This is a genomic window from Ktedonobacter robiniae (assembly GCF_016587375.1).
GTDB classification, from domain to species: domain Bacteria; phylum Chloroflexota; class Ktedonobacteria; order Ktedonobacterales; family Ktedonobacteraceae; genus Ktedonobacter; species Ktedonobacter robiniae.
The window spans coordinates 3,629,075-3,643,679 of the sequence record NZ_BNJG01000001.1; the positions used below are offsets into that span (position 1 = coordinate 3,629,075).

Sequence of the window (14,605 nt, forward strand, 5' to 3'; positions counted from 1 at the left end):
GACGAGATAGTATGTACCAGGTTGGACCGATGTACTGACCTGGTACTGCCAGCTCAGAAAACGCTATTAGTGACAATCGCCAAGAGGTGCTATGCTAGCGGTACCGACCCAATTATTAACACCTCTATTATCTACTAGATCAACCTCTCCATAGTAACATTTGCTCATGTCAAAATATGATCCCGTCCAAAAAACACTGTTAGCACGATATCCTGCGCTATTTTCCAGATATCCGGGATAATCAGTATATTCTACGTATACATACACATGTTGCCAAGTGTTGTTATTGCTCCAAAACGAAGCCGCTATTCCATTGGTGGAACAGAGCCAGTAGAGGCCAAGTGATCCCTCTAAGTGCCCATAAGAATCATAAACATTTGTTCCAGTTAGTGCACCACCAGAACAGCCAGCTGCAACTGCATGTGCTTTGGGAGTTGAGGTAGCTGCATGTGCTTTGGGAGTTGAGAAGCCTGGTACGAAAGCTAATGTCAAACTAAGTATGCTGCTAACCAAGATTACGAGAGTAATTCGAGAAACAATCCCTTTTCTTAAATTTGTACTAAACATGATTGCTATGTCTCCTTACAAAGCAATACTGGTATTTTCATGTTTTGAGTAAAATACCAAAAAATAAGGCATTCTTTTGTAGAAGCCTAAGTAAAAATATATACTTGTTTTTAATTGTATAATAAGACAATATTTTTTTCAAGTATCTTGTAGATGTGATATTCTGTTTCAGTATATGTAGCTTTATGTTATTTTGTAACGTTTGGTATAGTGTATTTGTTTTATATCCCTATGAATACCTATAGAGATATAAAAACCTAGAGGCGCTATAAAATCAAAAGTAATTTATAAAAGAGGTAGATTGTAAGAGAGTGCCTTATGACGATAAATAGATGTATGAAGTAGTTAAAACCACCTCGCGTGAAGATAATAATGCTATGACTAGAGGGAAGAAGGAAAAGGGGAAAAAGTTATAAGAAGACTATAATGTGGGGTTCTTCATCCTGCTACGAAAGGATGAAGAACCTAATACGGTTCAGATCACGCTGCCTTTGCTCTGCATCTATGTGTTGGGATAACGAATATTGATTGTCACTAATGCTGTTGGCGTCAATCCTGGGCATAAACCAGACGATGTGATGCTGATGAGTGAACATATCTTTTTACCGGGCATGGTGGGGATGGTTCCTCTGATTAGTCCCAACAGTGAGCGCTTCCCGGCGCTGGCCAATGTCTACAGTCCAGAGTTGCGTGCTCGTGCGGGAGGCGACGCAGGATGTTCCTGGTCTGCATCTACACGAGGGTGTCTATACCATGGAGGTGGGTCCGCAGTTTAAGAGCAAAACCGAGCTGCGCTTCCTGCGCCTGATTGGCTCAGATGCGATGGACATGCCCACCACATCTGAGGCCGTTATTGCTTGGCATATGGCGATGCGCGTCCTGGGGCATGAGCCTGGTTGCGAATATGGCCATGGGCGATGAGCAGTAAGAAGTGAACCATGCAAGCGCGCAGGAAGTAGTGAACACCACGTATCCAAACCATCTTCTTATTGGATCGTAATTGCACGAGCGTTCCAGTTGTAGCGTTGGCTTTGCCAGTTGGTTAGGAAGATGAGGTAATAAGCGCCGGGAGCAACCGAAGTTGCTACCTTGTACTTCCAGGATACCTTACCATCATTGTCACAGGGTTGTACTTGTTGTGTGTTGCTGTCGAAGACTAGCGCGTTTTGCTCTTCATTTGGCATAGGTTGGATAACACTCTTCAGTAAGGCATCTTTTGCGCTATCAAGTGTTTGTTTGTAATTTTGGTCTTTGGTAAGCCACATTTTGCAGGTAATACCAGAAGCTTTTAATGCCTCGCCCTCACAAGTTCCTGATTTTTTAGATGTAGCCTGGATGCTTGTAGTATAGGTTGTTGTACCATCTGCTTTCAATGTATATTGATCTAGCGTTGGATGAGGGCACCCTAAGCCAACTGCCGCCACATTGACTGTAGGCTGGGTCGTAGGGGAGGAAGTGGGCGTTTGTGTCTTTGTTGCGACCGGTGATTGTTTGGTAATATTCGTTGTGGGCGGTGTATTTTTGGGTGGGCGATTCATGGCGTTATATGTGAAGCCAGAAAGCAGGCCTGTAATGGCAAACAGCAAAAGGGCGGTGGTGATTACTGTCTGGGAACGGCTCTTCGTGCGGAGCGTATCTGTGGTTGGTAGATTATTGCGATCATATTGTTGCATGCTGCAAGCGCTCTCTTCTTCTCATGAAATACTCTGTGTGTATATCTAAATATTTTGTTGATACGTATTCATGATACCATGCTGGCGAGAAGGGGATTAGAAAACAGGACTAAGTGTAGCCCAAAATGGGGACGTACTTCTGATCCGAAACCCTGAGCGCGAAGCGCTAGTCACGGCAGTGACGTTGGGTTTCGGAATAAGATCATACTCATGAGAATGTGAAACTGGCGGCATTTAAAAGGGGGAAGCAAGGTGGCTCTGCTCGTTTGTGTGCTCAGGCGTGAGCTGCTTTGACTGTGAAATAGAGCCAGGTCCAGTTGGCGTAGGTGCCATCCCAGTCTGTTAGCACAACGAGGTAGTAGGTCCCAGGCTTTACCTCGGGCGAGACGCCAAATTTCCAGGTTCCCTGTCCCTGACCATTGCTTGCTTGCACCTGGGGCGTGGTGGCGTCGAACTGGAGCCCGTTGGCGATCTCATGCGTAAGAGGAGACTGGAGCTTGTTGAGGTCTGACCAGGTAGATGCAGGAATATCGATGCGTTTGTTACTGGGAACTTTTGTCAGCCAGAGCCTGAAGGTGATGCCTTTCTGGTGAATAGCATTCCCAGATTTGGTACATGTGCCAGATTTATCGACGGCATGCGCTGAGAGTGTATACGCAACCTCGCCGTTGGCTACGCCCTGGTAGACACCCTGATCGATCAAGGGGCAGTTGAGCGGAACTTTGTTGATGGGCGTGGTATGGGTGCTGGTCGCCGTAATGTGGGTAGTGGCGGCCAGCGCTTGTGGGCTTTTTTGTGGGCCTTTGAGGTGCTGGAAGATGCCCACGGTCATACCAAGAATCAGTCCTGAGAGCGCGAAGAGGAGCATAGCGATAATGATGACACCCACCACGCTTCCACCTTGTGTGTATGGCGAGCGTGGGTTGATTGTGTGAGTGGGCGACAGATAGTTGTCCTGTCCCCTTGAAGGTGTTTTAAATGGCGATGCGGGCATGTGGTGTGTATGCTCTTTCTTGTGTCTTTCTGACCGATATGTTTCCTTATCATACCATGCTTTAGTAAAGATGACATATGATTTCTTGCGTGATAGGCCAAATTGGTAGTCTTGAGTGATCCAGATAATCTGTGTCGCGAAAGAGAGGCCAACCGGTGTCATGGGGGAGAACCGGTTGGCCTACCCAGTGTAGGGGGTGTGGGGAAGTGCTGGGTAGAGATATGCTCTCTGTGAAAAGAGAACGCATGCCTCTATCAATTTGGGGCAGTATTTTTTGCAGGGTGAACTGCAAACAATATGGTAGAATATGGAAATGGAAGGATCGTTGAGAGCGGGACCTGGGTATGGTATTGGTATGATATTGGACCCATGACGCTCGACAAAGGAGTCTGATTATATGGGTTTTCATCCCTTAGAACTTGCGGTTCTGGCCGTGGTAGTGCTGGCCATCTTTGGCCCGAAGACCCTCTCTTCGTTTATGCATAGCGCCGGTAAAACTGCGGGACAGGCCAAGCAGGCCAAAGATAAGTTTATGGCTGAAGTGCCGGTTGAAGATTTTTCGAAACTGAAAGACCAGGTGAATGCGGTCTCCAACCCTGGCAAAGCCGTGCAGAAGATGTTGCTCGAAGAGAAAAAAGCTGAATAGCGACGTTCCCTTGTCTCAGGAGAAATGGCTATAATGGCAGAACTGGCTTCTATGAAATGTGAGGCGTGCCGTGCTGAGTCACCTCGTGCCACAGCCGAAGAGATCAACAGCTATATCGCTGAAATTCCCGGTTGGAAGACTGTTGAGCATGAGGGTGTGCTGCACCTGGAGCGCCGGTACAAGGTCAAAGATTTTGCCACCGCCCTGGAATTGACAAACAAGATAGGGACCCTGGCAGAGCAAGAGGGGCATCATCCCGCCATTACGCTCCAGTGGGGCCTGGTGGATGTGGCGTGGTGGACGCATGCCATTCGCGGCCTGCATCGCAATGACTTTATTATGGCCGCCAAAACTGAAGGACTTTTTAATGCCCTCAAAAAGTAGGTAGAATTTGAAGTAAGAAAGCAGGCAAGTAGGTGCTGTTGCCTGCTTTTTTCTCTGGCTAGACGCGAAAGAGGCCTGGGCGAGTGGCGGGTCCCTGCCCTGAGAGGCTAATGACGTCTACGCTCTTGTTGAGTGCCTCTGGTTGCAGAAGAGCCTGTACCAGGACTTCTGCGGCGTCCTGGCGCGAAATCATACCATCGGTTGGCAGGGGATGGGGAGCCACAAAGATATCCTCGCCGCCTGGTTCGTTGTTCAGGCCTCCCGGGTGGACAATGGTATAGGTCAGACCGCTCGCGATTAAAGCTTGCTCGGCCTTATATTTGGCGCGGAGAACCCGGGTCAGGGGAGGGATGCGTTCGGGCTTGTTGGTGCTCATGGAAGAGCAAAGCACTACTTGCTGGATACCCGTTGCTTTCGCTGCCGTGATAAGATGCATAACAGTGGTGTACTCGCTCTCCTCGATAAGCTCCAAGTCGCTCATCGAGCGGGTGCCAATGGTGCTAATAACCGCGCTGACCCCCTGCATCGCATCCTCCAGCGTCTCCTCGTTGAGGTGTTCGCTGATCACAATTTCTGTATTGGATGAGTTCAGGCCCGCCGCTTTTTGTGCGCTACGAACGACAGCGCGGACGGGAATATGTTTTGCCTGGAGGGAGGCCACCACCTGGCGCCCTGTCTCGCCGTTGGCTCCCAGTACCAGGACACGTCCAGTAAATTGTGCCATGGATAATCTACCACTCCTTACAAAACATGTTTCTATGTGTCTATTGTATAGCGCGGTACTATCCTGGAATGTCGCCTATGGTTAGCGTTCGAGAAGCGCCACGGCCTGGCAGGCGATGCCTTCGCGTCGTCCGACAAAGCCTAGGCCATCGGTGGTGGCGGCCTTTACGCTGACCTGGTCAATATCCAGGCGCAGGTGTTTGGCGATGTGTTCACGCATGGCCAGGCAGTGTCCCGCGAGCTTTGGGCGCTGGGCAATGATCATCACATCAATGTTGCTGATTTTCCACTGGTGTTGCTCTAATAGGTCGCGGGTATATTCCAGAAAAACAGTGCTGGGTTGATCCTTCCAGCGAGGATCTTCGGAGGGGAAGTGTTGCCCGATATCGCCGAGTGCCGCGGCCCCCATTAGCGCGTTGACCACGCTGTGCAGAACGGCGTCCGCGTCTGAATGGCCGGCCAGGCCATACTCATAAGGGATCTGGACGCCTCCCAGGATGAGGGGGCGGTCGGGCGCGAAGGCGTGTACATCATAGCCAGTACCAATACGCATTGTCATCGTGTTTGTCCTTTGATAAAAACTTCCGCAAAGAGGAGATCCTCCTGGGTGGTAATCTTGATGTTGGTGTACGAGCCGGGAAAGACGGCGACGGCATGCCCCAGGCGCTCAAGCAAGGTCGCATCGTCCGTCATATCCTCCTGTGCGAGCGGTGTATGATGGGCCTGGTGAATGAGTGGGAAGGCAAAGACCTGGGGGGTCTGCACAGCCCACAAGAGTGCGCGGTCAGGCGTCTCAGTAATGATGCCCTCGCGTACCTGTTTGATGGTATCTTTCACTGGAACGGCGGCAATGGCCGCTTGATGCTCTTGTGCGGCCAGGAGACCCGCGGCCAGGATGTCCTGGGTTACAAAGGGTCGCGCGGCATCATGGATCATGACCCATCGGCAGGTGGGGACCTGTCGTGCCAGCTCGTCGAGTCCATGACGAACTGAGTCCTGGCGGCGAGCGCCACCGGGAATGACCGCGATGACTTTCTGCCACTGTTCGCGCTGGCAAAGATCGTCCACATCGGCAAGGCGCTCCGCGTTGGTCACGATCACAATGGTATCTATGAGAGGCGAAGCCTGGAAGGTATCGATGGTATGAGCCAGGGTTACGCGGCCCGCAAGCGAGAGCCAGAGCTTATCTCGGCCCTGCATGCGCCGGCTGGAACCTGCGGCCACAATAACGGCGGCTGACGTTTCTTGCATAATACTATGAGGAGCTATTCCTCGGCCTTTCTCCGTAGTGAGCGTGTGCTAGCGTCTCTCCGTGTTCCCTACCACCTGGAATGAGACGAGGTGATAGGTGCTCAACGGGTCAAAAAGAAGGCACCCGCAGAGGGGTGCCGACCAGGGTTTTCAGTCTTGTGGGGGCGTGCCTCGCGCTGAAGGCGCACGCTTTATTGCATTTGTCGTTGTTTGGTTGGTGACTGAATGGATGTCGTGGTGGCTCCACTCTGTGGCTGTGGCTTGGGGTGAGCGAAGATCATGCGTCCCGCCACCGTTTGCAGAACGCGGGTGACGGTTACCTCAATGGTCATGTTCATATATGAGCGACCGTTCTCAACCACAATCATGGTGCCATCATCGAGATAGCCAACACCCTGCCCAAGCTCTTTGCCATCCTGCATAATTTTAATGTGAATATCTTCTCCTGGCAAGAGCACAGGTTTGATGGCATTTGCCAGCTCATTGATATTGAGGACTTTAATTCCCTGTAGTTCCGCCACGCGATTGAGGTTAAAGTCATTGGTGATGATGGGGCAGTGAAGTTCTTTGGCCATCTTGACCAGCTTACCATCTACATCGGCGATGCCCTCGATATCTGTATCAACGATCTCAATCGGCACGGTCGCATCTTTCTGCAAGCGGTTGAGAATCTCCAGGCCACGACGCCCGCGATTGCGGCGCATGGTGTCGGCGGAGTCGGCGATGCGCTGGAGTTCATTGAGCACAAAGCGCGGAACCGTCAGGGTGCCGCTGATGAAGCCAGTCTGGCTAATGTCGGCGATACGACCATCGATGATCGTGCTGGTGTCGAGCAGGATGGGAGACTGCACTCCTATCTGGAGACCGCGGTCCTTATCGCGATCTTTGCGCTTGCTCTCGCGCTCACTCTCGCGCTCTTCGTCACGCTCACGCCGGCGGAGCAGAGAGCTTTGGAAGAGGCTGGCGATGTCGTTCTTGCGCATGACAGCAATCGCTACGCCCAGGTAGCCGAAGAGGACGGCTCCCACGAAGGGCAGGATATGTCCCACAGGCTCAGGCAGACTGGTGAGCGGAATTGCCAGCAGGGCCGAGATGATCAGGCCAACCGTCAAGCCAATGGCGGCAGCTACCAGGTCGCTGGCGGCGGTTTTGCGGATCTTGTCGCGCATCCACACGTAGGGGATCACTGTCAAGTAGGGAGTAAGAATAAAGGCGATAATACCGACGATGACAGCGATGACAGCGATCCATTGCCAGCCAATAAGTGTGCGTGGTGGCACATGCGTGAGCTGGTAGGCGTAGTAACTGACTACTGCCCCAATTGCTACCAGGCAGCCAATAATGCGTGATAAAGTGTTAACGAACATCCCTGCATCCTCCGTCGCAGTGCACGGTAAAGTGCATAAAGTAAGTATGCGCTCAAATAGCAGTGTTCTGCATGCCCGTGCAGGTAACGGCGGTGATAAAAACAAAAAGAATAAGTGCGAAAAATGTTGCCTATTCCTGCGACACACGAGTGCATGTTTACAAGTTAGCAGAAAAATGCCTATTGAGCAACGAAAACAACGTATTGATTACGCAGTATACATGTTTTCTGTACAGGTATCAACAACCATGCGAAGACTTGCCTTTCTCCCGTTGAGAATAGTGACACAGCAAGACACGTAGAAGACCTGCATGCGTAATAGAGAGATCATGTGATTGCTCTATTACTAGTGTAGTGCAATCTCCAACGCTACCGCAAGACTACTTGCAGTAAGCACTTGAAAGTCACCGGGTAGTCCTGCCTCTTCTAGTTCGGCGCGGACGCGTGCGCCTTTGCCGACTGCGCTAGGAACGATACAGCGTTTAAAGCCAAGTTTGGCTGCCTCGCGGACGCGCATCGCCAGGCGGCTCACGGCTCGTAATTCTCCTGAGAGCCCGACTTCGCCGATCAGAACCATATCGGAAGGGACATTCTTCTCGCGATAACTCGACGCAATGGCCGCGGCCACGCCGAGGTCGATGGAAGGCTCCTCCAGGTTAAAACCGCCGATGACGTTGGCATAAACATCATGGCTGCCGACCGCCAGCCCGACGCGTTTGGTCAGGACAGCCAGGAGCATCAGGAGGCGATTATGATCAATGCCATTGGTAGTGCAGCGGGCATTGCCGAAATTGCTGGGAGTAACGAGGGCCTGTACCTCAACGAGCAGTGGACGTGTTCCCTCCATGCTCACCACAATAGCCGAGCCGGTAGCATCCGCGTCGCGATCAGCCAGGAAGACGGCCGAGGGATTGGAAACCTCTACCATGCCCTCGCCCTGCATCTCGAAGACGCCAACTTCGTGGGTAGCGCCAAAGCGGTTTTTTACACCACGCAGCAAACGATAGGAGTGATAGCGCTCGCCTTCCAGGTAGAGCACGGCATCCGCGATGTGTTCAAGCGCCTTGGGGCCAGCAACGGTCCCTTCTTTTGTTACGTGCCCGATGATGAAAACGGGGACATGGCTGCTCTTGGCAAGCTGCATGAGCTGCAAGGTACATTCGCGCACCTGGCTAATGCTACCAGGGGCGGCGGTGAGATGGCTGGCAATTAGTGTCTGAATTGAATCGACAATCAGTAGTGATGGTTTGAGGCGATGCACAGCTTCTGTAATCGTGTCCAGCTCAATGGAAGCCAGGAGGTAGAGGCGTTCACCTGCGATCTCCAGGCGTTCCGCGCGCATCTTCACCTGTTCGACTGATTCTTCGCCCGAGACATAGAGAACTGGCCCGACCTGTTGAGCAATCGCGCCTGAAACCTGGAGTAAAAGTGTTGATTTACCGATACCAGGTTCGCCACCAATGAGAATGACAGAGCCTGGAACGAGACCACTCCCTAGCACGCGATCCATTTCTGGATAGCCCACGGAGATGCGGGGCTGACTAAGGGGTTGGATCTCGGGAAGGACAACTGGCACGTTGGTGCCTTGGGTGAGTGGGGCATGCGTGAGGAGAGCCTGGCGACGTTGTTGGGTCGCGTTCTGGCTCGGTGAGGCCTCTGCAACCTCTTCCAGCGTATTCCATGCACCACAATCGGGGCATTTCCCCATCCACTTATTCTGTTCACCACCACATTGCTGACAGACGTATTTTGTGCGTACTTTTGCCATATTAACGCTTTGAATGTTATAGGCGAGAGAAAATACAAGGGCTGCCTGAAGAATCGTCAGGCAGAGAGACTTGTCCAGTTCGCGAAAAGCGAGCGGAACAAGTCTTAGTCTTACGTCGACAAGAAGAAATGTGGGGCATGCAACAACATGCCCCACGGACTTGTCTCCTAGGATTCGGAACCGGAAGGATTACCTTCGCTACCAGCCGAGAGCGCGGCCTCGGGAGCTGCGGGAGACGGCAATTGCTCGATGCGATTGCGAACTTGTAGATCAAGATCGCCATCCACAATGCTTGCCTCGATCAGGTCACCAGGATGGAACTTACCCTGGAGCAGACCTTCCGCCAGCGGATCTTCGACCATACGCTGAATGGTGCGACGCAACGGGCGAGCACCATACTGCGGATCGAAGCCCTTCTCAATCAAGAAGTCCTTCGCGGGCTGCGGTACGACTAGTTCAACCTGCTGCTCGGTCAGCTGTGTGCGGACGCGGTTGAGCAGGAGATCGACGATCGAGTACATTTCCTCCATCCGCAGGGAATGGAAGACGATGACCTCGTCGATACGGTTTAGGAACTCAGGTTTGAAGGTATTGCGTAGTTCGCCGAGCACTTTCCCCTTCATGGAATCGTATTCGGCCTGGTTGGCCTTCGCCTTGTCCTTCGACTGGCGGAAGCCCATGGACGCTTCCTTGTTTAGCAAGGAGGCACCGACGTTCGATGTCATGATGATGATAGTGTTACGGAAGTCTACAGTGCGTCCCTTGGCGTCTGTCAGCTTACCATCTTCAAGGATCTGAAGCAGCATGTTGAAGACATCGGGGTGAGCCTTCTCGATTTCGTCGAGCAGGATCACACTATAGGACTTACGACGCACAGCCTCGGTGAGCTGACCGCCCTCTTCATAGCCGACATATCCAGGAGGGGCACCAACCAGGCGAGCCGCGGCATGGCGCTCCATGAACTCTGACATGTCAATTTTGATCAGGGCCTCTTCGCTGCCGAACATAAACTCGGCAAGCGTACGAGCAAGCTCAGTTTTACCAACGCCGGTGGGACCCATGAAAATGAAGGAACCAATCGGACGTTTGGGATCTTTCAGGCCGGCGCGTGCGCGGCGGACGGCGCGCGAGATCTTCTCGATAGCCTCGTTCTGACCGATAACGCGGGAGTGGAGCGCCTCTTCCATCTGGAGTAAGCGCTGAGACTCTTCCTGTGCGATGCGCATTACCGGGATCCCGGTCCACATCGACACGATCTGAGCGATCTCTTCCTCGCCAACAGTCGGCTTATCGGAGCCGCGCTCTTTCTGCCAACCGGACTCAAGCTTTGCGATACGCTCGCGCAGCTTCACTTCGCGGTCACGCAGTTCGGCAGCCAATTCATACTCTTGCTGCTGAATAGCGGCTTCTTTCTCGCGTAGGACCGATTCCAGACCTTTCATGGCTTCTTTAAGATTGAGAGGAGCGAGTGAGTTTTGCATACGCACACGGCTGGCTGCCTCGTCGATCAGATCGATAGCCTTGTCGGGCATAAAGCGGTCGGTAATATAGCGACTGGCCATTTCGGTTGCGGCTCTGAGGGCCTCATCGGTGATAATCAGGCGATGGTGTTGCTCATAGCGTTCGCGGATACCCTTGAGGATCTCAATGGTTTCCTCAACCGAAGGCTCACGGATGATAACTTCCTGGAAGCGGCGCTGAAGTGCGGCGTCGCGCTCGATGTACTTGCGATACTCGTCGAGCGTGGTGGCACCGATACACTGCAACTCACCGCGTGAGAGGGCGGGTTTGAGAATGTTGGCTGCATCGACCGCGCCTTCAGCGGCACCGGCACCGACCAGGGTATGTACCTCGTCGATAAAGATGATGCAGTCGCGACTATTGCGAATTTCCTCAATAATTTTCTTGAGGCGTTCCTCAAACTCACCGCGATATTTAGTACCAGCGACCAGCGAGCCAACATCAAGTGTCAGCAGACGTTTATTGGCGAGGGTCTCAGGAACCTCACCAGACACCAGGCGTTGGGCCAGCCCTTCCACGATTGCCGTTTTACCAACACCCGGTTCACCAATAAGCGCGGGATTGTTTTTATTGCGGCGGGAGAGAATCTGGATGACGCGTTCAATTTCCTGGTGGCGACCAATGACCGGGTCGAGCGTGCCAGCACGAGCGGCTGCGGTCAGGTCAATGCCCATCTGATCGATGGTAGGTGTTTTCGAATGTTTAGCATCCCGTTCATGGGGAGGATTAGATTGGCTAAGCACCTGAATGGTCTGAGTGCGGACCTTTTCAAGGTTGACACCCAGGCTCTCCAGAACGCCTGCGGCAATGCCTTCGCCTTCACGAACCAACCCGAGCAGGAGATGTTCTGTACCGATATAATGGTGATTCAGGCGACGAGCCTCATCGACAGCCAGCTCGATAACCTTCTTCGCACGAGGCGTCAGGCCAATCTCGCCGAGCACGATGCGGTCTCCGCGCCCGATAATAAATTCAACGGCGCTACGAACTTTGTTCAGTTCGACACCGAGATTTGCCAATACTTTGGCAGCAACACCCTCTCCTTCACGCACAAGGCCGAGTAGAAGATGTTCTGTACCGATATAGTTGTGTTGGAAGCGCTGGGCTTCCTCTTGAGCGAGACTCAGAACTTTTCTGGCGCGCTCTGTGAATTTATCAAACCTATCTCTATCGTTCACCTGTTTGTCACCCCCCTTTCAGTGGCAGAGGGTGGAACCGAGCCCTCTGTGTCGCTCAGGTAAACCGTGTGATTCATCATACAACACCCAACATACAGCGTCAAGGATAACAACCGTAGCCTCCCGTCTGTCGTTATACGTCTATACGTCTCATACTGCTTACTGAGAAACAATCGACCTCTTAACCAATTCCTATAGTAGAGGAACGCGTCCTGAAGAAGTTGTCTGCTTCATCTGTTCAGGTGCGCGGCCTTTGTCGCGTGTGCGCGACGAAAGCGAGAGAGCAAAACTGGTTCAAAAAAGCCTCCCTCTGTGTGAATGTCTCAGCCACTCCTGTGTAGGATTGGGATGGTTACCGGGTGATAAGCAGGGAAATGGAACAACTGAGATAGGCACGTGGTCTGGAAATGGAACACTGTTCTTGCCAGCGCCCGGTGTGTAAAGAGGGAGACAGATTGCTAAGGTGCAAGTGACGCAAGTGAGATCAACTCTCTTGTACTCTGACCAAAAGTGAAGTGTGTCCAGTTTTATCCTCCCCCACCACCTCGACGTTGGAAAGAATTCCTTGAACCTCTCGAACCCTTTTTAAAGAATTGCGAAAACTGACCCTATTAACTGCGCATTTCATCATACTACACGGAATTTGGCGCGTCAAGAAGGCCCAAAAGTGCTATGTGTGCAACGTTTAAAAAGGGTAGCTACATGTAAATGCGGTCAATATAACAAGGAACCTCCCAACTACCTCGCGTATGCGATAGGTAGCGGGGAGGTAGAAACTTTATGGTGCGAGCCACAGCTATGCTGGTCGTGGCTCGCACCAGAGCGCTGCTCTTATTCAGCAGGCTCAGTCTCGTCCTTGGCGCGCTGGCGAGCTGCGGCGCGGAAGGCCTCAGCCATCGCGGTCGTCTCGCCCTCGTCCTCCGCTTTGCTTTCGGCGCCACGCTCACGTTGAGGAGCGCGCTCACGCTTGCGCTCTTCCGTGGTGGCCGCGCTCTCAAGGGAGGGCGTGGTGGACTCCAGGGAAGGCATGGGCTCACGCGTGGCCGAAGCGGCGGTTGAAGCGGCCTCTTCCGTGGTGGCGGCGCTTGCCTCTGGCTGTTGTTGCTCAGCACCCTCTGGCTCTGGCTCATCTACCTGGCGCAGGCTCAACCCAAGGCGACGGCGCTCGGGATCGATGCGCAGGATGCGAAGCTGCAACTGGGCGCCTTCCTGCAAGATCGACTTAGGATCAGTGCCGGGAGCCAGCTCAGAATGGTGGATCAGGCCCTCGATGCCATCTTCAATGCGCGCAAACGCACCGAAGGGAGCGATCTTGGTGACTGTGCCATTGACGAGCTGACCAGGCGTGTAGCGTTGCTCAACCGTGGTCCAGGGATCGACCTCTGCGCGCTTGATCGAGAGGGCAATTTTCTTGCGCTCCTTATCAACGCTGAGGACCTGTACCTCGACCTCCTGGCCGACATGCAATACTTCGCTTGGGTGATTGACGCGGCTCCAGGCCAACTGGCTGATGTGGACCAGTCCATCTGCACCACCCAGGTCGACGAAGGCACCGAAGTTGGCCAGATTGCTGACCACACCCTTGCGTACTTCGCCGGGCTTAAGCTCCTCGAGAAGCTCTTCGCGGCGACGCTGGCGCCATTCCTGAACGGCCATACGCTCAGAAAGGATCAAGCGGTTGCGCGCGCGATTGATCTCGATAATCTTGAGCTGGAGCTCTTTGTCTTTCATCGCCTGCAACTTGGCAGCGGTCTCTTGATTCTCGCCGCCAGCTGCGACCTCTTCCCGTTTGAGGTTGAGGATCTGAGAGATAGGCACGAAACCACGGATGCCGTTCACGTCAACGATCAAGCCGCCCTTGTTAAAGTCAATGACTTTGGCTTTGAGGAGCTCGCCGTTTTTGAACTGCTCTTCCGCGATACGCCACTGGCGCTCGGTGTTGGCTCGCTTGAGCGAGAGGACTGCATGTCCCTCCGACGTCTCTGGCTGAATAACATAGACCAGAACTTTGTCGTCGTTGTGCAGCTCCTCAAAGGAGCCATAACCACTGGAGGGCAGCTCTCGCGTGGAGAGAACGCCTTCTGACTTCAAGCCGATATCAACCAGGATCTCATCCTGATCGATACGCACGATAACACCTTCAACGACATCGCCTCGTTTGATACCGATTGTCATTGGCGAGGACGCCAGCAAGGCTTCCATGTCGTTCTGGTTGAAGTCTTCCACGTCTTCGTGCGTGATGCTTGGATTGTTGTTTTCTACTTGAGGATCATTGCCTTCGATCATCGTCTGTACCCGCCCGCTGTTAGGATTTTCCGCTGGCATTGTCGAAAGGTCGCCGTGCTTTTCTACTTGCATGGGTGAAACCCCCTTCGATCCACGGTTTTTGCCCGTTTCAGAGGGACACTCCAGCCCAGTTTCTCGTTTTGTGCATGCGGTAAAAAATGCTTTATGCTGCTTTATGCTTGTCTTCGTGTTTGCTGGCACATGGCCAGAATGAGTTGTGAAAACGAGATGGACCTTCAGTTTTTATG

The 14,605-nt window shown here is 52.8% G+C and carries 13 protein-coding genes; 3 read left to right on the forward strand and 10 right to left on the reverse strand.

Annotated elements, in window-relative coordinates:
- Positions 1–66 precede the first annotated feature (66 nt).
- Positions 67–567: a hypothetical protein gene (locus JMJ04_RS15170; protein WP_201371298.1), complete on the reverse strand. Its 501-nt coding sequence runs from the start codon at positions 565–567 to the stop codon at positions 67–69.
- Between the two features lie 669 nt (positions 568–1,236).
- On the opposite strand from JMJ04_RS15170, the gene JMJ04_RS15175 reads away from it, so the two are divergent.
- Positions 1,237–1,488: a phosphorylase family protein gene (locus JMJ04_RS15175; RefSeq protein WP_201371299.1), complete on the forward strand. Its 252-nt coding sequence runs from the start codon at positions 1,237–1,239 to the stop codon at positions 1,486–1,488.
- A gap of 65 nt (positions 1,489–1,553) precedes the next feature.
- Here JMJ04_RS15175 and JMJ04_RS15180 read toward each other — a convergent pair whose 3' ends face one another.
- Together JMJ04_RS15180 and JMJ04_RS15185 are read right to left on the reverse strand one after the other, a co-directional pair.
- On the reverse strand, positions 1,554–2,240 hold the full coding sequence (locus JMJ04_RS15180; RefSeq protein WP_201371300.1) for a hypothetical protein: 687 nt from the start codon (positions 2,238–2,240) through the stop codon (positions 1,554–1,556).
- Between the two features lie 274 nt (positions 2,241–2,514).
- On the reverse strand, positions 2,515–3,234 hold the full coding sequence (locus tag JMJ04_RS15185) for a hypothetical protein (protein ID WP_201371301.1): 720 nt from the start codon (positions 3,232–3,234) through the stop codon (positions 2,515–2,517).
- Positions 3,235–3,631: 397 nt separating this feature from the next.
- On the opposite strand from JMJ04_RS15185, the gene JMJ04_RS15190 reads away from it, so the two are divergent.
- Together JMJ04_RS15190 and JMJ04_RS15195 are read left to right on the forward strand one after the other, a co-directional pair.
- Complete coding sequence (locus tag JMJ04_RS15190; protein ID WP_201371302.1) at positions 3,632–3,880, forward strand: twin-arginine translocase TatA/TatE family subunit; 249 nt, start codon at positions 3,632–3,634, stop codon at positions 3,878–3,880.
- Positions 3,881–3,913: 33 nt separating this feature from the next.
- The gene (locus tag JMJ04_RS15195; protein ID WP_236038032.1) at positions 3,914–4,264 is read left to right on the forward strand and encodes a 4a-hydroxytetrahydrobiopterin dehydratase; all 351 of its coding nucleotides are present in this window, start codon (positions 3,914–3,916) and stop codon (positions 4,262–4,264) included.
- Positions 4,265–4,322: 58 nt separating this feature from the next.
- Here the strand turns inward: JMJ04_RS15195 and JMJ04_RS15200 are convergent, their stop codons facing one another.
- From JMJ04_RS15200 to JMJ04_RS15230, 7 genes are all read right to left on the reverse strand, one after another.
- Positions 4,323–4,988, reverse strand: a complete 666-nt coding sequence (locus JMJ04_RS15200; RefSeq protein ID WP_201371304.1) for an SDR family oxidoreductase — start codon at positions 4,986–4,988, stop codon at positions 4,323–4,325.
- Positions 4,989–5,069: 81 nt separating this feature from the next.
- Positions 5,070–5,540, reverse strand: a complete 471-nt coding sequence (ispF, locus tag JMJ04_RS15205; protein WP_236038162.1) for a 2-C-methyl-D-erythritol 2,4-cyclodiphosphate synthase — start codon at positions 5,538–5,540, stop codon at positions 5,070–5,072.
- Positions 5,541–5,542: 2 nt separating this feature from the next.
- Positions 5,543–6,238, reverse strand: a complete 696-nt coding sequence (ispD, locus tag JMJ04_RS15210; protein WP_201371306.1) for a 2-C-methyl-D-erythritol 4-phosphate cytidylyltransferase — start codon at positions 6,236–6,238, stop codon at positions 5,543–5,545.
- A gap of 191 nt (positions 6,239–6,429) precedes the next feature.
- A complete protein-coding gene (locus tag JMJ04_RS15215; protein WP_201371307.1) occupies positions 6,430–7,605 on the reverse strand; it encodes a PIN/TRAM domain-containing protein in 1,176 nt (391 codons plus the stop codon).
- Between the two features lie 345 nt (positions 7,606–7,950).
- The gene (gene radA / locus JMJ04_RS15220) at positions 7,951–9,372 is read right to left on the reverse strand and encodes a DNA repair protein RadA (RefSeq protein ID WP_236038033.1); all 1,422 of its coding nucleotides are present in this window, start codon (positions 9,370–9,372) and stop codon (positions 7,951–7,953) included.
- A gap of 167 nt (positions 9,373–9,539) precedes the next feature.
- On the reverse strand, positions 9,540–12,071 hold the full coding sequence (locus tag JMJ04_RS15225) for an ATP-dependent Clp protease ATP-binding subunit (RefSeq protein ID WP_201371309.1): 2,532 nt from the start codon (positions 12,069–12,071) through the stop codon (positions 9,540–9,542).
- Between the two features lie 831 nt (positions 12,072–12,902).
- Positions 12,903–14,429 carry a 30S ribosomal protein S1 gene (locus JMJ04_RS15230; RefSeq protein ID WP_201371310.1) on the reverse strand — a complete coding sequence of 509 codons (1,527 nt, stop codon included), beginning with the start codon at positions 14,427–14,429 and terminating at the stop codon, positions 12,903–12,905.
- Positions 14,430–14,605: the final 176 nt, after the last annotated feature.